16 protein-coding genes are annotated in these 21,839 nt (G+C 41.3%); 7 read left to right on the top strand and 9 right to left on the bottom strand.

Annotated features, from left to right (window positions below; genetic code table 11):
* Positions 1-223: 223 nt before the first annotated feature.
* A complete protein-coding gene (locus RMZ42_RS17785) occupies positions 224-379 on the top strand; it encodes a hypothetical protein (protein ID WP_409882213.1) in 156 nt (51 codons plus the stop codon).
* A 530-nt stretch (positions 380-909) separates the two neighbouring features.
* Positions 910-1,314 carry a DUF2294 domain-containing protein gene (locus RMZ42_RS17780; RefSeq protein WP_322672627.1) on the top strand — a complete coding sequence of 135 codons (405 nt, stop codon included), beginning with the start codon at positions 910-912 and terminating at the stop codon, positions 1,312-1,314.
* On the opposite strand, the gene RMZ42_RS17775 is transcribed toward RMZ42_RS17780, so the two are convergent.
* Both RMZ42_RS17775 and RMZ42_RS17770 read right to left on the bottom strand, forming a co-directional pair.
* Complete coding sequence (locus RMZ42_RS17775; RefSeq protein ID WP_322672626.1) at positions 1,295-1,678, bottom strand: response regulator; 384 nt, start codon at positions 1,676-1,678, stop codon at positions 1,295-1,297. The genes RMZ42_RS17780 and RMZ42_RS17775 overlap by 20 nt on opposite strands.
* 499 nt (positions 1,679-2,177) lie before the next feature.
* The gene (locus tag RMZ42_RS17770; protein ID WP_322672625.1) at positions 2,178-3,482 is read right to left on the bottom strand and encodes a CCA tRNA nucleotidyltransferase; all 1,305 of its coding nucleotides are present in this window, start codon (positions 3,480-3,482) and stop codon (positions 2,178-2,180) included.
* An 86-nt stretch (positions 3,483-3,568) separates the two neighbouring features.
* On the opposite strand from RMZ42_RS17770, the gene RMZ42_RS17765 reads away from it, so the two are divergent.
* Positions 3,569-3,817, top strand: a complete 249-nt coding sequence (locus RMZ42_RS17765) for a Ycf34 family protein (protein ID WP_118167283.1) — start codon at positions 3,569-3,571, stop codon at positions 3,815-3,817.
* 32 nt (positions 3,818-3,849) lie between these two features.
* Here the strand turns inward: RMZ42_RS17765 and RMZ42_RS17760 are convergent, their stop codons facing one another.
* Positions 3,850-4,020: a hypothetical protein gene (locus tag RMZ42_RS17760; RefSeq protein ID WP_322672624.1), complete on the bottom strand. Its 171-nt coding sequence runs from the start codon at positions 4,018-4,020 to the stop codon at positions 3,850-3,852.
* Positions 4,021-4,117: 97 nt separating this feature from the next.
* On the opposite strand from RMZ42_RS17760, the gene RMZ42_RS17755 reads away from it, so the two are divergent.
* Complete coding sequence (locus RMZ42_RS17755; RefSeq protein ID WP_322672623.1) at positions 4,118-4,264, top strand: hypothetical protein; 147 nt, start codon at positions 4,118-4,120, stop codon at positions 4,262-4,264.
* Positions 4,265-4,424: 160 nt separating this feature from the next.
* Entirely contained in the window at positions 4,425-5,081 is a 657-nt protein-coding gene (gene tsaB / locus RMZ42_RS17750; protein ID WP_322672622.1) for a tRNA (adenosine(37)-N6)-threonylcarbamoyltransferase complex dimerization subunit type 1 TsaB, read from the top strand.
* A 31-nt stretch (positions 5,082-5,112) separates the two neighbouring features.
* Here tsaB and RMZ42_RS17745 read toward each other — a convergent pair whose 3' ends face one another.
* Complete coding sequence (locus RMZ42_RS17745; protein WP_322672674.1) at positions 5,113-6,030, bottom strand: AEC family transporter; 918 nt, start codon at positions 6,028-6,030, stop codon at positions 5,113-5,115.
* A 102-nt stretch (positions 6,031-6,132) separates the two neighbouring features.
* On the opposite strand from RMZ42_RS17745, the gene RMZ42_RS17740 reads away from it, so the two are divergent.
* Complete coding sequence (locus RMZ42_RS17740) at positions 6,133-6,936, top strand: M15 family metallopeptidase (RefSeq protein WP_322672621.1); 804 nt, start codon at positions 6,133-6,135, stop codon at positions 6,934-6,936.
* An 80-nt stretch (positions 6,937-7,016) separates the two neighbouring features.
* Here the strand turns inward: RMZ42_RS17740 and RMZ42_RS17735 are convergent, their stop codons facing one another.
* From RMZ42_RS17735 to mrdA (RMZ42_RS17725), 3 genes are all read right to left on the bottom strand, one after another.
* Positions 7,017-8,054 carry a serine hydrolase domain-containing protein gene (locus RMZ42_RS17735; RefSeq protein ID WP_322672620.1) on the bottom strand — a complete coding sequence of 346 codons (1,038 nt, stop codon included), beginning with the start codon at positions 8,052-8,054 and terminating at the stop codon, positions 7,017-7,019.
* Positions 8,055-8,247: 193 nt separating this feature from the next.
* A complete protein-coding gene (mrdA, locus tag RMZ42_RS17730) occupies positions 8,248-10,086 on the bottom strand; it encodes a penicillin-binding protein 2 (RefSeq protein WP_322672619.1) in 1,839 nt (612 codons plus the stop codon).
* A 341-nt stretch (positions 10,087-10,427) separates the two neighbouring features.
* Complete coding sequence (gene mrdA / locus RMZ42_RS17725) at positions 10,428-12,275, bottom strand: penicillin-binding protein 2 (protein ID WP_322672618.1); 1,848 nt, start codon at positions 12,273-12,275, stop codon at positions 10,428-10,430.
* Between the two features lie 309 nt (positions 12,276-12,584).
* On the opposite strand from mrdA (RMZ42_RS17725), the gene RMZ42_RS17720 reads away from it, so the two are divergent.
* Positions 12,585-13,712 (top strand): ABC transporter ATP-binding protein, encoded by a 1,128-nt coding sequence (locus RMZ42_RS17720; RefSeq protein WP_322672617.1) that lies wholly within the window; start codon positions 12,585-12,587, stop codon positions 13,710-13,712.
* Between the two features lie 98 nt (positions 13,713-13,810).
* On the opposite strand, the gene RMZ42_RS17715 is transcribed toward RMZ42_RS17720, so the two are convergent.
* Positions 13,811-15,709 carry a PAS domain S-box protein gene (locus RMZ42_RS17715; protein ID WP_322672616.1) on the bottom strand — a complete coding sequence of 633 codons (1,899 nt, stop codon included), beginning with the start codon at positions 15,707-15,709 and terminating at the stop codon, positions 13,811-13,813.
* Positions 15,710-16,024: 315 nt separating this feature from the next.
* Positions 16,025-21,808 (bottom strand): AAA family ATPase, encoded by a 5,784-nt coding sequence (locus RMZ42_RS17710; RefSeq protein ID WP_322672615.1) that lies wholly within the window; start codon positions 21,806-21,808, stop codon positions 16,025-16,027.
* Positions 21,809-21,839 lie beyond the last annotated feature (31 nt).

Here is a 21,839-nt window from a genome sequence, read left to right as displayed (position 1 = left end):
TATACCTTTGTATTAACTTTCTCACAAAATACATCGATTAAATCATTTTTAAAGTCATCTTTAAATTAATCTTGATTAATTGCTAATTATGAAATTTATGTGTGATTTATTGTGTTCAACAATATGACTAATACCATACTAGATATTTAGAGTCATAAAAATAAAAACTGACTTAGGTAGCTAGCAGCTTTCTTTGGCGACATCAATATACTAGAACTGCAATATGCAGTTAGATAAAGGTTGTTTGCAGGTAGATGGCAAGATTATGAAACCAGGTGGTAATTTGGTTATTACCAAAGCCGCAGTTGAGCCAGTTTGGTATTTACCAGGAATTACTAAGCGCTATGAAATTACACAATCACAGTTGCTTTGCCCGTAAAGAATGTGATGAGCTTCTAAAAATTAATGCCGAATATGTTGTATTAGTTTTTCACAAATTATCTTAGTAGCTAATATACTCTTTAATAGAACCTAAATTTATCTGCTTACTAGCTGCACCGGAAGGTATAGAGAGTCTTGTGATATACATTACATTCCGATGTAATATTATATGCCTCTGTCATTGATGACCATTTGGATAAACATCGCTAATTAAGTACTGGGTTATGAGATACAGGCACGGTGGGCTACACCTAAGCTTACATAACACAAAATAAGCTGATTAGCTCAATCGAATGACGCTCAAATCCAGTTATTAACCTAACACTGCACAAATCGTAAGTTAACAAATTTTACTTCATTAAATATGGCAATATTCTTAAATAAATACATACTAAATACATCACATTGATACAGTAACTTTATATAAAATGGTGATTATTTTTCTGAGTTATTCCATAATCATCTATAATGTTGGATAATTTAATTAATTTTTCGATTAAAACGATAAATATTACATAGTAGGTACTAATGATACAACCGACTATCGCACAATTAGAAACAGAAATATCAAAGCAAATCATAAAATTATATAATGAAAGATTAGGAAAGTCTCCTAGCCAAATCATTTGTCATTTTTTTGATACTGAAATCGTAATTTCTATAGAAAACTCGGTTACTCAAGCTGAACAAACTTTACTGAAAGGAGGTTATGATACTTTAGCTGAACAAGTACGATTATATTTAGAAAAAATAATTAAACCAGATTTAAAAAATTTGATTGAAGAAATTATTGGTCAACCTGTCCTTTACCTGATGACAAATACAAATTTAATAACAGGTCGTACTGGGATTGTTGTAATTCTCAAAGAATTACCCGAACTTCGTAATCCCGAACCTATTCCCAAGATAAATATTAGGAATTTAGCTGACTGATGTGGCGACTGATTACCACTTCTAATTGATTAAAATCATAAGGTTTAGTAATGCAATCATCAAATGCTGTGAGCATTGTGAAGCGCTCGTTTTGTACTGTTGTTATAGGTGTGACTGCAATGATTGGAATGGTAGCAGTTTTTGAGTCATCTTTGAGATTGTCAATGACTCGGTTCGCACTCAAATTAGATAGCTTCATATCTAGCAGAATTAAATCTGGTTGATGAGTTTGTGCCAACATCACAGCCCTCACCCCTTGTTTGGTACAAATACATGAAAAATTTAATATTCCTAGATGAGAATTAAGTAGCTCTAAATCATGTAAACTCTGTTCTACAACCAAAATTAAACGCTGTTCATTCATAAGCAGTTAGTCCTGTCCAAGAAAAGCTATTCATCAAAACTTCACCCATCAGGAAAACCTGAAAGTCTTTGTTTATAGCAAGTGTTTAATTGAATGTACCAATAACCAACTAAAGCATAAAAATCAATAGCTTAATATAAGTTCATTCAGTTGTCCATCAGTGCTAATTAGGAAATAACATCGTAAAGCAGTTATAACATCAAGCAAATATTAGCATAATTGATGTATGTAATTGCAAGGATTGATCGTAAGAGCTGATTCGTGAAGAGAATCTGAAGAGTACTCAAATCCTTGCTAGGTCTGAGTTTCAGCGAATAAGTGCTGTATTGACTGAAATTACTGAAACCTTTATTAAACAAGTTCTTTACTTGAGTTTACAAATTAGCTCTAAAGATCGGTATTTTAACCCTGTTTTGTCACTCTTGGAAAACAATAATCGAAGCAAGATTTTGAAACTTTGATTGAGTCAACCTTTGAGCCTCAAATTAATTAAGTATATTTAACCATCAAGTAACTGACGTGCATAAGCGATCGCCTCTGTTGGAGTTGAAAGTTTCCCCTCAGCTTGTGCTACGCCAATTTCAGTTAGCAGTTGACCGATAATTGGCGAAGCTGGAATATCTAATGTTGTAATCAACTCCTTCCCGCTTACTAGGGGAGTGGGATGAGCGATCGCATCATTAGGGTTAAGGTAGCGGTCGATCAAAGGTGCTAAGATTTGGTAGCTCATTGCTTTAGTTTCCACTGCTGTCTGTAGTGGCTTGTCGCCAGATATTGCCTCTAGCAAATTATTAATTGCTACAGCTAGCACTACCGTAGTCGGGAACACAATATCTGCATCATGAAACAAAAAGTATTGTTCTCGCAACGACATATCAACTACTTGAAATTGCGGTAACAGTTTCAAAGCAGTAGTTACACCTCGGATTTCGGCACGACTATAAGTTAGTTCCTGTAGTTCTATTTCTGCTAATTCTGGATCTGGGTTGACGAGACAAGCAAGTTTGGCAATACCTAGCCAAGTAGTTTTAATACTATCGCGGACATATTGTTGCAGTTGTACGCCTAGTTGTTGCCAATTTTCTGTGAGTAAGGCGGCAGCTGTGTCAACTGCTGCTAGTTTGAGCAAGCTTTCACGGGTGGCATTTTTGAAGAAAGGGGCAAGTAAACCATCTTCCCAAGCCATTGTAATCCAAGGAGTACCTTGAGAATTAGCCAGTAAATAGCCAATTTCTACCCTAACTCTTTCGGCTGCAACTTTGCTAAGATGTGATGCCAAAGAACGAATTGCGGCTTGGGTAGCTGGCTCAATAGTAAAACCTAGTTGGGCGGCTTGGCGATAACCCCGCATTAACCGCAAAGGGTCATCTTTTAGGTTCGCAGGTGATACCATTCGCAAAATGCCCTGTTCTAAGTCTAGATAACCTTGCAGAGGATCGATAATTTTTTGCGTATGAGGATTATAAGCGATCGCATTTACCGTAAAGTCCCGTCTGTGCAAATCAACTTCTAAACTATCTCCTTCCTGTTGGGCAAAGTCAGCTGTAGCGTGGGGAAAAACCACACGCGCAATTTGTCGTTCGGCATCGAGTAACACAAAACCAGCTTTGTAATGATGAGCGATCGCTCTGGCTACCTTTACCGCCTTAAATGGTATAACAAAATCTAGATCCAGATATTCACGAGTTCTGCCCAGGATCGCATCTCGGACAGCACCACCTACCATGTAAGCGGGTTGTGGCAAGAATTCCAAGCTAAAAGGCCAATTTTCGGGAGCGAGGGTAGAAGGAATTGATTCGTGCATTGTAATAAAAATCAACCCAGCAACTCATGAATAACAGTTGGGCTTAAGTTAGATTAACAATAAAGGCCCCTGGAGTTGGTTCTATTATGTGTATTTGCGTGAACTGCCACTATGTAGACAGCTGTGTTACCTATCATGCCGTAGAAGGGCAGCACCAACAGCCTCACTTGACTGAAACACCAAATTTTGATCCGAATGAACCTTCTATCAATGTCAACATTCGGACAAAAGATGATGTGATTGAAATGGAATGGGATGTTGTTGGTTGTCTGAGCTTTAAACGGGAAACAGGTAAGTGGTCGAAATTGCGTCCTGGTGAATTAGTGCCGACTTGATAGAAAATGATTGGTGTATGTTACAGGTATTTTCAGCTAAATAGACCACGCGGTAGGGGCGCAAGACTTTGCGCCCCTACAACATATATGGTTAAATACATGATTTCTGCTGTAATGAGATTTTGTCCATCAGCGATCGCGAATTCATGATACAGAAACGAGATGTCAGGAAAGCGATCGTAGAAGATAAAAAAGTCAGCCAAGAGAAAACAGCATGACCCTCACACGCAACGCCTATTTACAAAGGCAGGCAGTGAAATAGAGGAAACAAAGGCACGAACTGAGCGATTAGAAGCACTCATGCTAAAGCTTGACCGCAATTTTGAGGAACAAAAATCTCAGTTTCAGGAGTTTCAACTGACTACAGGTGCTGCCTTAGAGCGAATTGACCGAGTTTTGGACTATCTATTGAGACAGCAAGGCGGTAATCTAAATCCCCCATCCTAGCCGCGATCGCTATTAGAAAGTCAACAGCATTGGCTCTCACAAACCTTGTAACAAGACTGTTTGACTGATTATTACTCAGTAGTTTTTCAATTAAGAACCGCTATGTTATATGCTTAAATAAATCACGTTAACTCTATAAAAATAGATATTTTAAGTAACTTTGACAACGGAACTAGAAAACCTTGCAATAAATAAATACGCTTTAGCACTACACACCACCACTCCCGAATTAGGTTTGGCAATTAGTAATTTTGCAGGTGAAACTCGCTTTCAAATTTGGAATCTGGGGCGCGATCTATCTAGCTTAGTGCATCAATATTTAATTGAATTTATCAAACCGCAAACTTGGGCAGATTTGTCTTTTATCGCAGTTGCCAAAGGCCCTGGTGGCTTTACGGGAACTCGGATTGGCGTTGTTACTGCTCGGACTTTAGGGCAACAGTTAGATATTCCTGTATTTGCGATTTCAACTTTGGCTGCGGTAGCTTGGTCACAAGCAAGCAAAAGTCAAAATCCAAAAACTATTGCTGTGGAAATGCCAGCACAACGAGGTCAAATTTTTGCTGCTATTTATCAGTTTCAGCCAGATACTTCTAAACTAAAAGTGTGTTTGTCAGATAGAGTGTTGACACCAGAAGCCTGGCAGGAAACTTTAGCAAATTGGAACACTAATTATCAGCTGATTCAAGCCCAATCTGGGTTAGCAGCGACGGTGACAAGTATTTTGGAATTAGCTAATCTCGATTGGCAAGAGGGCAAATTTCCTAATTGGTCAGAGGCTTTGCCATATTATGGACAGCATCCTGTAGAACTTTAACTGATATGTATCACACTGTATAAATCCCAAATCAAAACAGCCACAGCCAAAATGGGAGAGTAACCAGTAATACTATAGCCCCAGCAGCTAAGGCAGTAACTGCCAGATCGCGATCGAGATTGAATGTCTCAGCAATTACCAGTGTGGCAAAAGCTGGAGGCATAGCCATTTGTAGCACGATTATTTTTGCGATCGCCCCAGTTAATCCAAATAGGGGTAAAATGCTACCCAATATCAAAGGAACTAGCAACATTTTGATTCCTAAGCTCATCCCTGCTTGTGGTAAACTACGCCAAGATTTGAGCAACGCCAGACGCATTCCAATTAATACCAGGGATAAAGCTACACTACTCCAAGCAAATTTTTCTAACCAGAATTCTGCAACTGTGGGAATTGTCACCTGCCGAAACAGTAAGCCAAATCCGAAACCCCACAGAGCAGGATTAATTAAAATCGCCCTAGTAATCTGCCAATGATTCTGGACGCTACCTCCAAAACTAGCTGCTAGCAACACACCCAGAGCATAAGTTCCTGGGAATGTACCTAGTAAATCGTAAAATAACGCCCAAGCAAAGTATTCCTTGCCTACCATTGCCAAGGTAATCGGAAAACCAAGATAACCAGTATTACCTAACATTGCGGCTAATATCAAGCTAGCCTGAGTTGATGGTTGGGAAACAGTCTTTCTAAAATAGGCTTGGCCTTTTATCCCTAACCAAGCAAAAAATGCTCCTAGTAAAATAGCTAGGTAAGCGATCGCAGGTGCAATCCAAATTTGCCCTGATAAGCTAGATTGACGCAAAAACGATACTATGCTTATGGGTACTCCCACCCAAAAAAGAAACAGTCCTAAACGTGTAGGAACTGTTACAGGTAGTTTGCGTCCCAGGATAAAACCTACCAGGACTAATCCTCCCAGCTTGACGTATAGTTCTAAAAGGTTTGTCAAGATTGCGCCTAAGAACCACAGATGTAAAATGCTACCTGTTACGTCTACTTTTGTCCAGTGCAAAATCTGTTATGGCTATTCCACAAAAACAGGAGTTTACCCTTGAATAAGGCAGGGTTTTCTGGAAAACCGCAAAACTCATCGAATGACTTTGGTGATGATATTCCAGTGGCTGTACGCGATACCCCTGTTGCAGCACCTAAAATTTGGTTGCAACCCCGAATTATTTTGATTGGGGGAGTAACAGGATTTGTCCTGCTATCTTTAATTAGCGGTTTGTGGTTTTTCGTGACTGCACCCAAAAAAACCGCCGATTCTCAATCTTTACCAGCTACTTCTGCTCCGGCGACGACCGCAGCATCTAATAATTCTAGCGATACTGTGTTAGGGCATTTTCCATACCCAGAAGCCCCTGAGTCAGAACTAGTAACCATCTCCGCAAATAGGGGCATTAGAATGCGAAAAACTGCTGCCCAAAAATTTGAGGAGATGGTAGCAGCAGCCCGGAGTTCAGGTGTAATTGTAGTGCCAATTTCTGGCTTTCGCTCAGTCAAAGACCAAGAGCAGTTGTTTTTTGCTGTCGGTGCCCAGCGAAATCAAACGCCAGCAGAACGAGCCGCCCTCAGCGCTCCTCCTGGTCATAGCGAACATCACACAGGTTATGCAGTGGATGTTGGAGACGGATCGGTACCAGCAACTAATCTTCAAACTAACTTTGACAATACCAAGGCTTATCGGTGGCTACAAGCAAATGCAGCGCGTTTTGGCTTTGAAATGTCATTTCCCAAAGATAATGCTCAAGGTGTAAGTTATGAGCCTTGGCACTGGCGTTTTGTAGGCGATCGCAATAGTTTAGAAATGTTTTACAAAGCCAGAAACTTGAAACCAGCTAAGATATCACAATAGGAGCGAAAATAATTCGTAATACTTCGGCTACGCTCAGTACAAGTTCGTAATTCGTAATTCGTAACTATTACCTCTGCTTCTCATAATGGAGGCTGAAGTATTACTTCTTTAAGGGCTGGATAGTAGTATTCAGCAATTTTTTTTGCGATCGCATCTGGTCGGGAAATTTTATCTAGATTGCAAAGTAAAATTACGGTAATTTTGTCATCAATAAGGCGGGTAATGTTACTTGCAAATCCTAAAATTGACCCATTATGACCAACTATTCGGCGATCGCCATAATTAAATACCCACCAACCTAAACCTGCAACATATCTCAATTTTTCCCAATCATCACCCTGATTGGGAAAATGAGGAGTCCACATCAAATTCAGGGTTGATTGCTTTAGCAAAGTTTCACCACAAAGCGCCTGTTCCCACTTCACCATATCTTCCACACTGGAAAGTTGACCTCCAGCAGAATAGGTAACTGAGGGACTGTAATAAGGTTTGTTAACAAGCTTGCTGTTTACCAACCGATAACCAGCAGCCCGGTGCGGCACTATGTCACTGGGATTATTCATCACGGTTGCATTCATTCCCAAAAAAGCAAAAATGCGCTCTTGTAACAAATCTCCATAAGATTGTCCAGTTACTTTTTCTAGGAGCAAACCCAGTAGATAGTAGCCTGTGTTGTCATAGGCGCTAAACTCACCCGGTTGGAACTTGAGGGGTAAGTGAGTAACTAGAGCCAAAATTTCAGACTTAGATAAATCAAGATGAGTAATTTCCCAGTAGTTTGGGGCATCGGTATAGCTAGGAATTCCAGACTGATGAGACAGAATATGCCCGATTGTGACATTTTGCCACGTTAGGGGTAGATAATCGAGATAGTCTGCGATCGCATCATCTAGCGAAATTACCCCTTGTTCCACCAGCATCATTACGGCTGTAGCGGTGAAAGTTTTACCGACAGACGCAATTTCATAAACTGTATTTTCAGTAGCTGAAACAGAGTGTTCAACATTCGCCAGTCCATAGCCCTTAACTAAAACAGGTTCACCTTCCTGCACCACTGCAACAGAAAGCCCCGGAATTTGATTTTGAGTCATTACAGCTCGAATATAGTCGTCAACCATAATTGACCTGATTTTTGTTTGGCGACGTGGAGATGAAGGAGCAGGGGAGCAGAGGGGCAGGGGAGCAGGGGAGCAGGGAGCAGGGAGCAGGGGGACAAGGAGATAAACAAAACTCCTAACTCCTAACTCAGCACTCAGCACTCCTAACGCCCAATGCCCAATGCCCCATGCCCCATGCCCCCATACCCTACGTTTAATTTCGTCTGCTATTTCCTGGATTTTCAGGCACTGGTTTCTGATACTTACCTGGATACTTGCGCTGGAAATATTCCTCCATAATTTGTAAGATCATCGGCGCAGCAATGCTACCACCACCACCACCGGAATGTTCAGCAAATGCTACGATCGCAACTTCTGGCTGTTCAGCAGGTGCATACGCTCCAAACCAAGCGTGATTTTGCTTAACACGGCCTTTCCACGCTTCAGCAGTGCCACTCTTACCAGCCACTGCGGGAACTGTTGGCTGCTTCAAAGCTTTACCCGTACCTTCAGCTACTACTTTCCGTAGTCCCTGACGGAGAACACTTATAGTTGTCGGCTTCATATTTAAAGATGCTCGCCAGCTTTTTGCTTGTTCATTGTCTTTAAGCAAATGCGGCTGGACTCGATAGCCACCATTAGCGGGCACGGCAAACATGATCGCGACTTGTAAAGGTGTCGTTTGTAAAGCACCTTGACCAATTGACATATTAATGCTATCGCCTACAGTCCAAGGTATCTTCCAAGTTTTCTGCTTCCATACTTCATCTGGCACTAAACCCTTTGCTTCTTCGTTGACAAACTCAAAACCAGTTTTTTTACCAAATCCATACTTGCGAGTCCACTCAATTAAAGTTGGGCCGCCGACTCCGCGACCAATTTGATAAAAGAAGGTATCACTACTCCACTGTAATGCTCCGACAAAACCCAATGGCCCGAATCCGGCGTGATTCCATTCGCCAAATCGGGTGCCGCCAAAACTCAAAGAACCGTAAGTTTGCAGGACTGTGCTAGGAGAAAATTTACCTGATTCTAGACCGGCTGTAGTGGTGACAATTTTGAAGGTGCTAGCGGGTGGAAAGGCGCTGAGGGCGCGATTCACCAAGGGATGATCGGCACCTTGGACAAATTCCCAATCTTTTTGGGTGAGTTTCTGCTTTGAGAAAATATTTGGGTCAAAGGTGGGGTGAGATACCATTGCTAAAACGGCACCGTTCTTGGGGTCAAGGGCAACGATCGCACCGTCGCGATCGCCTAAAGCTTTTTCTGCTGTCTTTTGCATATTTAAATCTATGGTCAAATGCAAATCGTTACCAGGTTTTGCCTGTTTCTCTCCCAAAACCCGGAGCGGGCGACCTGCACCATCCACTTCTACTTGCTGACCGCCCCATTCGCCCCGCAGAGTTTTCTCATAAGCTTTTTCAACTCCCATTTGACCAATTACATCACCCAATCTGTAGCCTTCTTGCTTCTTTTCTTTTAACTGATTGCCGGTCAGTTCTCGCGTATAACCTAATACATGGGCTAATTCCTTGGCGTGGGGGTAATAACGAACGGCTTCTGTATGAATTTCTACGTCTTTAAGTTCAGTTTGATACTCTTTCAATGCTGTGATTTGCGCTTCGTTCAAGTCACGAGCAATTCGGATCAGTGAAGAAGAGTTAGCACCTGCCTCTTCTAGTTTCTTTTCCATCTCTTCTTGGGGAACGTCGAGAATTTGAGATAGACGCGCTCCCACTAATGACCACGCTGGCTTGGTATGTGCCATCGGCCACAAATATACAGAGCGAGGATAGCGAGTACTGGCTAAAAGTTTGCCGTTGCGGTCAAAGATATTGCCTCGTTCTGGTTGTTTGGGGATCATCCGAATTCGATTTGATTCGGCTCGTTTTCGGTGGCTTGCTCCTTCAGTAATTTGCAAATATGCCAAGCGAATGCTGATTCCTGTCAGCATCAATAGAGTAAATATAATTAAAAATATCGGCTGGAAACTTTGTCCCACAGTACGTGTATTTTTTTGTCCGCCAAGTGGAGATGGTTTAAGGTAAGTCATAAGGAAAAGAGGATTGCAAAATTAAGATTATTTGTAAATAACTCTGCTAAATTTTTAACAGGTATTTAAGGGCAAACTAATTGGCAGTAATTAATTGTTTTCAATTGATACCATAAGCTCATCTCTTCTATTGTCTCGACCAAAAGCTTCTTAAATTTTGAACTTTGCACACTAGTGGTCTATCGCATTAATTTTGATGAGTTTGTAGTAAGCACAAAGCGTGCTTAAAAATCTAGGACTAAAGTTAAAGTCGTTACTACGAACTTGTTCGCCCTTCAAAACTAATGGGATAGACTAGAAAATCTGACGCTGTATATCTGTTTAACTTTTGCTTTGCAGAACTAATCTCCAGTGCTATGTCCTGAACTTTGAGTTTTAGCTTCTGATGGGTCAGGCTGAGGTTTTTGATACTTACCTGGATATTTGTGCTGAAAATAAGCTTCTAGTACTTGTAAAACCATCGGCCCGCAAATAGTACCACCATGTTCGCCAGTATTTTCCCCAAAGGCCACAACCACAATTTCTGGCTTATTACTGGGCGCATAAGCACCAAACCATGTATGATTTGGGCGACCAACACCAGCTTCAGCTGTGCCACTCTTCCCAGACGCTGGGGCAATTGTCGGCACGTCTAAGCGCTTACCAGTGCCTTCACTCACCACCTTTCGCAGTCCGTCGCGGAGAACTTTGATAGTTGTCGCTTTCATATTTAAAGATTCTCGCCAACTTTTTGCTTCTTCGTTATCTTTAAGCAAATGCGGTTGAACTCGATACCCACCGTTAGCAGGGACAGAAAACATAATCGCCGATTGTAGAGGTGTGACTTGCAAAGCGCCTTGACCAATTGACATATTAATGGTGTCGCCAACAGTCCAAGGCATTTTGAAAACTTTCCGCTTCCATGTTTCATCTGGAACCAAGCCTACTGATTCTTCATCACGAAATTCAATACCAGTTCTTTGACCAAACCCGTATTTACGGCTCCATTTGATTAGAGTTGGGCCGCCAACTTTTCTGCCAACTTGATAGAAGAAAGTATCGCTACTCATAGCGATCGCTCTGGGAAATCCTAATGGCCCGAATCCGGCGTGATTCCACTCACCAAATGTCACCCCACCCACGGTAAGAGAACCAAAGGTTTGTAGTATTGAGTCAGGAGAAAATTCACCTGATTCGAGTCCAGCTGTCGTAGTCACAACTTTAAAAGTACTGGCGGGTGGAAAGGCGCTCAGAGCGCGATTGACCAAGGGATGATCTTTACCTTGGACACTTTCCCAATCTTTTTGAGAAAGTTTTTGTTTGGAAAAGATATTTGGGTCAAAGGTGGGGTAAGATACCAACGCTAAAACAGCACCATTATTTGGATCGAGTGCTGCGATCGCACCTCGGTGATTTCCCAAAGCTTTTTCGGCTGCCTTTTGCACATCCAAATCTATGGTTAGGTGCAAATCATTACCAGCTTTTGCCTGTTTCTCCCCGATAACCCGGATTGGTCTACCCGCACCATCCACTTCCACTTGCTGACCGCCCCATTCGCCCCGTAGAGCTTTCTCATAAGCCTTTTCCACACCCATCTGACCGATGACATCTCCCAGTCGATAGCCTAACTCCTTCTTGCCTTTTAACTGGTCGGCGGTCAACTCTCGTGTATAACCTAGTACGTGCGCTAATTCCTTGCCGTGGGGATAATAACGTACAGAATCTGTATTAATTTCCACTTCTGGGAGTTCATTTTTATACTCCTTTAATGCCGTAATTTCTGCTTCATTTAAATCGCGAGCAACCCGAATGAGTGAAGAAGAATTAGCACCAGCTTGTTCTAATTTCTTTTCCATCTCATCTTGGGAAATGTTAAGAATTTGCGCTAGACGCGGGCCGACTACAGACCAGGAAGGCTTAGTATGCGCCATCGGCCACAAATATACAGAGCTAGGATAGCGAGTGCTAGCTAAAAGTTTGCCATTCCGGTCAAAAATATTGCCCCGTTCTGGTTGTTTGGGAATCATCCGAATTCGGTTTGCTTCAGCTCGTTCTCGGAGTTTTGGCCCATCAACTATTTGCAAGTAAGCCAAACGAGCCTCAATCCCACTGGTCATTAATAGGGTAAATACGATTAAAAATATTGATTGGAAACCACGTCCAACTGTACGTGTATCTTTTTTACTACCAAGTGATGGGAATAAGGACATAAGTATTAATTCAAAATTCAAAATTCAAAATTCAAAATGAATAAATGCAATTCTAGCCAGCCTTTTAGCAATTGCTAAGATGCAATTTTAAGACTTGTTAACTTAATTACAGATTATTTAAATTAGAAGTTTAGTATATAAGTTTACCATTGGCTTGATTTTATTACTGAGTGCGAAATAATCGGGCGAGTATATTCTTGAACAATTGTTTTTGGCGGATACAATAAACCAAAGTGTCAAATATAGTCTGCCCAAAAGACTAGAGCAATTGACAAAATAACGTAAGATCGCGGCATTCTACTGAGGATTATGGCTCAAATCGTCATGCAAAATCAGAGGGGGATAACAACTTTTCAGCCACTTGATGTTGAACTGCGTAACGTCTTCAAGTTTTTTAACCAAGAACCAGCAGTAAATGGCATTGATTTGGATGTCAGACAAGGAGAATTTTTTAGTATTTTAGGTCCCTCCGGTTGTGGTAAAACAACAACACTGCGCTTAATTGCTGGGTTTGAAATTGCTGACGCTGGCAAGGTGTTTATTCAGGGTCAGTCCATGACTAATGTGCCCCCTTACCGCCGACCCGTCAATACTGTATTTCAAAGTTACGCTTTATTTAACCACCTGAATGTCTGGAATAACATCGCTTTTGGACTGCGGCTAAAAAAAATACCCAAATCGAAAATTGAAGCTAGAGTCCAAGAAGCTTTAAAACTGGTGAAAATGGAAAGTTTGCGATCGCGCTTTCCCAATCAACTTTCTGGTGGTCAACAGCAGCGAGTCGCTTTAGCAAGGGCCCTAGTCAACCGTCCCACCGTGGTACTACTGGATGAACCTTTAGGGGCGTTAGATTTCAAACTACGTAAAGAAATGCAGGTTGAGTTATCAAATTTACACAAAGACTTGGGGTTAACCTTTGTGATGGTGACACACGACCAAGAAGAAGCATTGTCATTGAGCGATCGCATTGCCGTGATGAATCAAGGCAAAATTGAACAAGTTGGCACTCCCAGCCAAATTTACGAACGTCCCTGTACATCTTTTGTTGCTGATTTTATTGGTGATACTAATTTATTCAGTGGTGAAATCGTCGCGGTAGACTCCTCTAATATTAAAATTTCCACAAAAATGGGACTATCAATTGTTATTAGCCGCGCTGAGAATACACCAACTGAATTATCACAAGCTGTAGTAGTGAGTGTGCGTCCAGAAAAAATACAGCTTTCGCTTTATCCACCTAATTTGCCAGTTAACTGCTTTGAAGGACGGCTTGTTAACGTTATGTATTTGGGCACACACGTTAATTATGTTATGGAATTAACAAATGGCATTAGGATTAATGTGTTGCAACCTAATACTTTGGGTACTTTACCAGACCGCGACACACTTATCTACGCCTGGTGGGCAGAAACTGATTGTTTAGCTATTAGTCAATAGTTAGTGGTCATAGAAAGCGGTGGCAAGTCAGTCAACCTTATGGAAAAGGAGTACAACCGCCCCACAAGGGATATAACCTTACAGTTGCAAAAAAAACCTTAATGCTGAATTGGAATTGTAATTACAAACTCCGTTCCTGCTGCTGGTGATGAATGACATTCCAGTTTGCCACCATGTGTTTCTGTAATGATTTGATAACTGATAGACATTCCCATACCTGTGCCCTTACCCACAGGCTTGGTGGTGAAAAACGGATTAAAAACTTGTTGTTGAATCTGTTCTGACATACCTATTCCATTATCAGCGATCGCAATTCTTACCCAACTGGAATCTATCACTGATGTCCGAATGGCGATCGTGGGAGTTAACAACCCAGATGTGAAATTGTCTATTCTTAATTGTGCATTCTCAATTGTCCATTCTTCTAAAGCATCAATGGCATTCGCTAATATATTCATAAATACCTGATTGAGTTGTCGACCATAGCATTCCACTAAAGGTAATGTGCCGTAGTCTTTGATGACTTGAATGGCTGGAAGCTTTGTTGTTTCTTGCAAGCGATGTTGCAATACCATTAAAGTACTGTCAATGCTTTCGTGAATGTCTACTGCTTTAAACTCGGCTTCATCTATGCGTGAGAAGGTTCGTAACGACAGCACAATCTGACGGATGCGCTGAGTACCAACTTTCATCGAACTCAATATTCTTGGTAAATCTTTTTGGATGTACTCTAGGTCAATTTCCTCACACAAAGCCTGAAATTCCGACTTATTACCAGATTGCTGCTGATGGTGAATTATTCGCAACAGGTCTTGAGTATATTCCTCTATATAGGTGAGATTACCGTGAATAAAATTAACGGGGTTGTTGATTTCGTGGGCAACTCCAGCCACAAGTTGACCCAAACTAGACATTTTTTCTGCTTGAATCATTTGTGCTTGAGTTTGTCTGAGTTCTTGAAGAGTTTGTGCTAAATTTTCCGTTTGTTGTCGCAGTTGGTCTTCCATCTGTTTGCGTTCACTGATATCCCTGGCGACACAAACAACGGTGTTTTCAGTCATTCTGGCAATATTCGCCTCAAACCAAACCTCTTGCTCGCCTATAGGCAAGCTATATTCTACCTTCACAGTTTTTTGAGTTAAGAGTGCTTGTTGAATAGAGTTGAGAAAAGAATCTGCACAAGCAGAGGGTAAAACCTCATATATTTTTGTGCCCAGCAGTTCCGCAGGAGGTTGGTAGAGTAAGGGCGCACCACTAGGAGCGATTTTTAAGTATCTTCCTTCGGCATCCAAGACAAGAATTACATCCTGCATAGCGTTGAACAAAGCGAGCAATTCTGCTTGCGAGGCTTTGATTAATTCTTCAGCTTGTTTGCGACTGCTGATATCGCTAATAGCGCCATGAAGACCAATAATTTCACCATCTGAATCGAAAATTGGCGAAGCCACTGACCTCATCCAGCACCAATTTCCATCCTTTTTTTGGTGGCGAAATTCTATTGCGATTCGCTGCCCCTTGGTTTCCACCATTTCTTGGATTTTTCTCTGGGCTAGGGGGAAATCATCAGGATGAAGCAGGGGGGCAAAGGGTTGACCTAGTAGGTCTGAAGGTTCCCATCCTAAAACATTTTTATATTGTGGTGAGACATAAGTAAAAAGACCTTCCACTGACATAGAAAAAATCAGGTCGCTGATATTTTCCACGAGTTGGCGATACTTAGCCTCACTCTCAGCCAAAGCAGTTGCCGCCGCTTGATGATGCCGTCCGCTAATTTTATTTGCTGATTCTACAAAGGTAGAATTATCTGCCAATTTCGACTGTAATTCTATCAGTTGTAAATCCTGTGGGACTTCATTAGTAACTAATTCCCAAATTTGATGTTGTTCTGCTAACAGTGTAGTTGAAGAAAGGTTTTGCAATGCTTCTAGCTGTTGCAGTAATTGGGTATTTTGCTGACGTAAAAGCAATATCTCTTCATTGATTTTTTCAGTACACATATTCAACTCCGATTCAGTTTACTTAGAGCCAGTCCTGAGTTAGGCAGGACTTATACCAATTCAAAATTCAAAATTCAAAATTAAGAAAGTGAAAATTAGCATAGGTTTTATGATTTGCATCTGTATCATATTTTTTGTGAATTGATATTCCGTAAAAATTGCTAAAAGCTTAATTTATCCAACTGCCTTTTCTTCCAGAGGCTTCCGCTAAGGTAAAGCGTCTCAGAAAATGCCTTTTCTGCATGAACGCTACGCGATCGCCTGCAAGTAGGGTGACAGAATCTTCTTAGCTAAAGTTGGTCTACTCAGTACTGTTTATTGCCGCACTGGAATTGTGATCGCAAACTCTGTACCTTTTCCTGGCAAGGAGTTACAGTGTATTGAACCCCCGTGTTTTTCCACAACAATTTGACGGGCGATCGCCAACCCCAAACCCGTACCTTTCCCCACGGATTTCGTAGTAAATAAATTGTCAAAAATCTTTTGTTTTATCTCTTCACTCATTCCCTTGCCATTATCAGCAATGGCAATTTTTACATAGTTATTTTCGATTGAATTTGTAATAGTAATTTGGTTGGGATTAGCTTTGATATCTTGAAGATTGCGCCCGGTATTCGATTCATCTAACGCATCAATGGCATTGGCTAAGATATTCATAAATACCTGATTTAATTGCCCAGGGAAGCATTCAACTTGAGGTAGATTACCGTAGTTAGTGACAACTTCAATTGCGGGACGTAGTTCATTTGCTTTGAGACGATGCTTGAGAATGAGAATAGTGCTATCGATACCTTCGTGGATATTAAACGGCACTTTGTAATCGCGATCGGCACGAGAGAAAGTGCGTAAACTGGTGCTAATATTTTTGAGTCTGTCGCACGCCATTGTCATCGAATCGAGCATTTTGGGCAAGTCTTCTAAGGTATATTCCAAGTCAATTTCTTCGGCATGGTCGAGGATTTGTTCGCTCTTATCGGGTAAAGTTTCTTGATAGAGTTTTAAGTGTTCGATAATATCAGTAAACGTTGGTTTAGCTTGTTTGAGACTGGCAGCAATAAAACCGAGAGGATTATTCATTTCATGGGCGACACCAGCAACTAAGTTACCCAACGCAGACATTTTCTCACTTTGAACAATTTGTAATTGAGCTTGTTGCAATGCCAGTTCTGCTTGCTTGCGATCGCTAATATCCAAAAACAATCCATCCCAAACTAGCGTTCCATCCACACGCCGTTCAATTCTAGATTCGCCGTGAATCCACTTGACGATTCCTGATGGAGTGACGATTCGCCCCTCCCAGCGCCAGTGAGATACAGTTTGAACGGTGTCAGTACTTGATTCCTGGTAAGAAGCCACATCATCAGGATGTACCATTTTGTCAAAAAACTTCGCATCGGCAGCAGCTTGCTCTGGCGTAATTTCGTACAAATTGTAACAGTCAGCACTGATGTAGTTTAACGATAGGATTCCATCAGCACTCATCTGGTATTGAAAAACCACCCCAGGCACGTTGTCTACAAGTTTTTCAAAACGAGAGTTACTCGCACTCAATTCGGCAAACGAGCGCTCTAATTGTTGGGTATATTCTAAGGAACGTTCGTAAAGTCGGGCATTTTCCAAGGAAATGGCAGCTTGAGCGCAAAGTAAGTTGAGAAGTTCGACGCGATCGCTTGTAAATGCCCCCGTTGCTAAGTTATTTTCTAGATACAAAATGCCCATCAACTTGCCTTGATGCAAAATCGGGCTGCACAAGATACTTTTCGGCTGCTGACGCACGATATAAGGATCGTTGGCTAAAGTCGGATCGGCAGTTGCATTCATTAGCACAACAGTTTGCCTATCATGCAAGACTTTGTAAATCAGTCTGTGGGGAATGTCCTGACTATCTTCAATGGGAATACGCTGCAAGACAACTGGCTTTGAACCTGTGGTAATCGATCCTTTAATTAACAAGCGCTCCTCTCGCAACAGCATAAACACGCATTTATCAGCCCCAGCATTTTCAATGACGATCTCAAGCAATGATGAAAGCAGTTTTTCAAATTCGATTTCACCTGAGATACTATGAGAAGCTTTGAGAATGGCAGCTAAATCTAAAGCAACAGATGCATTACTACTGTCGGAAATGCTGGAACTGATGGATGTAACATTTGCCAATGAGAACATTGTGTCTCTAGTGGAGAAGGGAGTATGGATTTGCTGGAGGATAGGGGCTAGCAGTTGCGGATAGTGTCTTTCCAGATCGGCAATTTTGGCTTTTGCACCCCATTTGGCGTAACAATAGTAAGCTTCTTGTATATAGCCTGCGGCGAATTTTTCTTTGCCCCATTCGAGGCAGAATTTGGCTGCAAGTTCGTTTGCTAAGGCTTTTTCTTGGAGGTAGCCATTGACTTCAGCACCAGAAATAGCGCGATCGAACAGTTCAATTGCTTCTGTTTTTTGTCCTGATAAAACGCTTAAAACTGCATTCACGAGATCGTACTTATGAGCGAAGTTTTCAGGACAACTAGCTGCCCATAGACTCAGTTGCGCTTGGTTTGATTTAACTTTTTGGATGTAACTATTGTTTAAACCTAGACAATGACTCCGGCAGTATTCAGCGATCGCAATAGATTGATAAAAATTGATCGCTGCAACCTGATATTTTCCAGTAATTGTACCAACGAGGTCTTCAGCCCCCTGAGCCGATGCCAATGCCTCCTCATAGCGCCCGTAAAAACAGAGAATTTTAGTTTTTAGGAGCAAATAGTGGCAAATTGCATAATCACTGTTGTTTATCCTACATGCTTCAAGATGCTGCTGTTCAGTCGGGATATCAAGAGCAGGACTAGCTGTAAGTTCAGCAAGCGCAATGTTTAATCCAGAGAGCGTATCCACAGAAAGCTGATAGTTAAGTTTCTTGGCACAAAATTCTAAATATTCAGGAAGATTTTGCTGAATTTCTAATAGATTTTCTCCTGCATAAAATGGATTGAGCAGCTTGTACATCAAAAGATTACCTGAGAAAACCATCTCCCCAGACTGTAGCCCAGCCACTAATCCGCGATCGAAAATCGGCCCTGAGCAACGCAAAGGATGCACCCAGGAAAGCAAATTATTCCCCAGCATATAACAAGCTTTGCATAGATTATCTGCTTGCTTAAATCGTTTGGCTAAACTTTCTGCAAGTACTCCAAATTCATAGCCAGATTGATAGTTGCTCTGATATCCGAGATACATTCCATAGGCGGAAAATCCGTTTCCTGATTCAGCGATTACGCCAAAATTGAGAGATACTGAAACCATCGATAACGCGACGACAAAGTATAGCTCTCCTTTTTGGAGAACATAAACGGGTACGATTAAATTATTCAAGATTTTGATAATCAGGCGTTTTTCTGGATCGGTGGCCTCTGGTTCATCGACGAGCTGCTCTATTGTGCGATCGCCTAATTTCAATTGAATCTCACGTTGGTAAGATTCAAGTTTTTCTGGTAAGTCTATTTCTGATAAATCAAAATTCAAGCAAGACAATGCCTTTTGTCCATAGTGAAGTGCTTGGAGGTATTGACCTTGCAATGTGAACATCAAAATTGCTAGGTTAAAGGCTTCAGCTCTTTCAATTTGTTGTCTTGTAAAGTTAGAGATCGTTTCAATAATGGCTAGAGAAGATTGAAAATCCCCAGACAAATACTTAACTTCTGCGAGATTGAAATAAACATCTAAGGACTTTTCATAACATTGCTGCCAACTATCTGGAGGTAATAAGCTCTCAGCTACCGTAAAGTAGTTAACAGCAACTCCATAGGCAGTAGACTCTTTAGCCTTTCTCCCGGCAATACAGTTTAGCTGTAAAAGTTCTGAACGTTCTTCCTGGGTTTGATGAAGTACAAAGCCCTCATTTAAGTGATTGACGATCGCAAAAATTTTGCTGCCTTGTTCTTCTGGCGAAACATTAGCAAGCAGAAGTTTACCAATTTGGAAATGGGTTGCTTGTCTCAAAGTCTCAGGAATGAGAGAGTAAGCGGCTTGCTGCACTCGATCGTGGAGAAACAGATAATTAACAGTAACGTTATCAACCGCTTCTACATCATGTCCCTTTCCTTGGAAAAACTTGTAGGTTGAGTTTTCTGGAATAACTAACCCATCTTGAAGCGATCGCCACAAGTCTGCTGCTACACTATCTTGAGTAGCTTCACAAACTACTGCTAATGTTTCTAAATCAAATCGATTACCAATGCACGCCGCTAGCTTTAATACTTGCTGTGTTGCTTCTGGTAGCCTCTGCAATCGTCGGATCGTAAATTCTACAACATCATCCGTCAGAGCTAACTGTGTCACCTGGGTTAATTTACACTGCCAATAGCCGGAGGAACGATTGAAAATAATACATTCTTCCTCGTGCAGTCCGTACAAAAACTGAATGGTGAAAAATGGATTTCCTTGAGTTTTTTGGTAGACTAAATGCGAAAGCGGCGCAGCGATATTATTTGAACACTGCAATGTATCGGCAACCAAACTGGTAATATCTAATTCGTTCAAAGCAGCCAACATCAGAGTATTGAGATTGACACCTTGTTTTCTAATCTCATTCAGGGTTAGCATCAACGGGTGGGCTGAAAAAACTTCATTATCCCGATAAGCTCCGAGTACGAGTAGATAGCCTGCTTCTGACTCGCTCATCAACAATTTCAAAAGGTTCAAAGAAGCAGAATCGGCCCACTGCAAATCATCGAGGAAAATCACTAAGGGATGTTCTTTTTTCGTAAATACCTGAATAAATTTGCCAAAGAGCAGATTAAACCGATTCTGAGATGCACTACCAACCAACTCGATTATCGGGGGTTGGGAACCAATAATGCATTCTAGTTCAGGAATGACTTCAATCAGAACTTGTCCGTTTTCACCAACAGCAGCAAGGATTTGCTCCTTCCAGCAAGCTAGTTCTATATCGGATGCGCTGAGGATTTGTCCCATCAAACTGCGAAAAGCTTGGACAAAGGCTGAAAACGGGATATTGCGATTGAACTGATCGTACTTTCCTTTGATGAAATAGCCGCACTGTCGGGTGATGGGTTTGTGGACTTCATTCACCACCGCAGTTTTGCCAATACCAGAGAAACCAGCCACCAGCATCAGTTCAGAACTACCGCTAGCAACACGCTCGAAGGCTTTGAGTAAAGACTGAACTTCATTTTTCCGTCCGTAGAGTTTATCGGGGATAATAAAGCGATCGCACACATCATGCTGTGCAATTTCAAAACTTTCAATCTTACCCGAAACTTGTAACTGATGCAGACAATTTTCTAAATCAAATTTTAGTCCTAAGGCATTCTGATATCTCTCTTCAGCATTCTTCGCCATCAATTTACTGACAATTTTTGATAGTACAGATGAAATGTCTGAATTAATTTCGTGTACTAATGGTGCGATTTTTGCAATATGGGAATGTACCAACTCCATTGGGTCGTTGGAGGCAAAAGGTAACTCTCCCGTGAGTAATTCGTAGAAAGTTACACCGAGTGAGTAGAAGTCTGTGCGATAGTCAATCCCCCGATTCATTCTGCCTGTTTGTTCGGGGGAAACATAAGCAAGTGTCCCTTCTAACACATTAGGATTTACGAGGGTTTGGGTTTCTCTTGGTAATAAAGATGCAATACTAAAGTCAATTAATTTAACTTGTTTGGTTGCGGGATTAATTAATATATTGCTAGGTTTGATATCTTTATGGATAATGCGCTCTTGGTAAAGTAAATCTAAGGTGTCGCACAGAGCGATCGCTATTTCTAAAAATTCTTGTAGAGATTGGAGATTTCCTCTTATTTTCCACTCACTGAGAGAAATTCCACCAAAATCTTCCATGACCAAAGCATAGCCATTTTGGTACGGTTCTAGGCTATAAGTTTGGACAATTAGAGGTGAGTTGAGATTTTTCGCAATGACATACTGATTGCGAAACGACAAGAGTTCGCTGAAATTTGGATAAGGATTTTTCAGCAGTTTGATTGCTACTCTTAAGGAGTCAGTTTCTCGAACTGCTCGATAAACCAGGGTTCTCGAACCGTTGTAGATTTCTTCGGTAATGTTATATCCGGGAATTCTCACAAAAGTGGCTACCATACTGCTGAAGAAGTGATGATTTACAGATATA

The organism is Nostoc sp. DedQUE05 (assembly GCF_034530955.1).
GTDB lineage: Bacteria > Cyanobacteriota > Cyanobacteriia > Cyanobacteriales > Nostocaceae > Nostoc.
The sequence above is the reverse complement of the archived record's forward strand: the minus strand, read 5'-3'. Positions and strand labels throughout refer to the sequence as shown.

Excerpts from the sequence above, each read along its gene's own strand:
- RMZ42_RS17785 (WP_409882213.1), top strand. The coding sequence starts at position 224 with ATGCAGTTAGATAAAGGTTGTTTGCAGGTAGATGGCAAGATTATGAAA.
- RMZ42_RS17780 (WP_322672627.1), top strand. The coding sequence starts at position 910 with ATGATACAACCGACTATCGCACAATTAGAAACAGAAATATCAAAGCAA.
- RMZ42_RS17775 (WP_322672626.1), bottom strand. The coding sequence starts at position 1,678 with ATGAATGAACAGCGTTTAATTTTGGTTGTAGAACAGAGTTTACATGAT.
- RMZ42_RS17770 (WP_322672625.1), bottom strand. The coding sequence starts at position 3,482 with ATGCACGAATCAATTCCTTCTACCCTCGCTCCCGAAAATTGGCCTTTT.
- RMZ42_RS17765 (WP_118167283.1), top strand. The coding sequence starts at position 3,569 with ATGTGTATTTGCGTGAACTGCCACTATGTAGACAGCTGTGTTACCTAT.
- RMZ42_RS17755 (WP_322672623.1), top strand. The coding sequence starts at position 4,118 with ATGCTAAAGCTTGACCGCAATTTTGAGGAACAAAAATCTCAGTTTCAG.
- RMZ42_RS17735 (WP_322672620.1), bottom strand. The coding sequence starts at position 8,054 with ATGGTTGACGACTATATTCGAGCTGTAATGACTCAAAATCAAATTCCG.
- mrdA (WP_322672619.1), bottom strand. The coding sequence starts at position 10,086 with ATGACTTACCTTAAACCATCTCCACTTGGCGGACAAAAAAATACACGT.
- mrdA (WP_322672618.1), bottom strand. The coding sequence starts at position 12,275 with ATGTCCTTATTCCCATCACTTGGTAGTAAAAAAGATACACGTACAGTT.
- RMZ42_RS17720 (WP_322672617.1), top strand. The coding sequence starts at position 12,585 with ATGGCTCAAATCGTCATGCAAAATCAGAGGGGGATAACAACTTTTCAG.
- RMZ42_RS17715 (WP_322672616.1), bottom strand. The coding sequence starts at position 15,709 with ATGTGTACTGAAAAAATCAATGAAGAGATATTGCTTTTACGTCAGCAA.
- RMZ42_RS17710 (WP_322672615.1), bottom strand. The coding sequence starts at position 21,808 with ATGGTAGCCACTTTTGTGAGAATTCCCGGATATAACATTACCGAAGAA.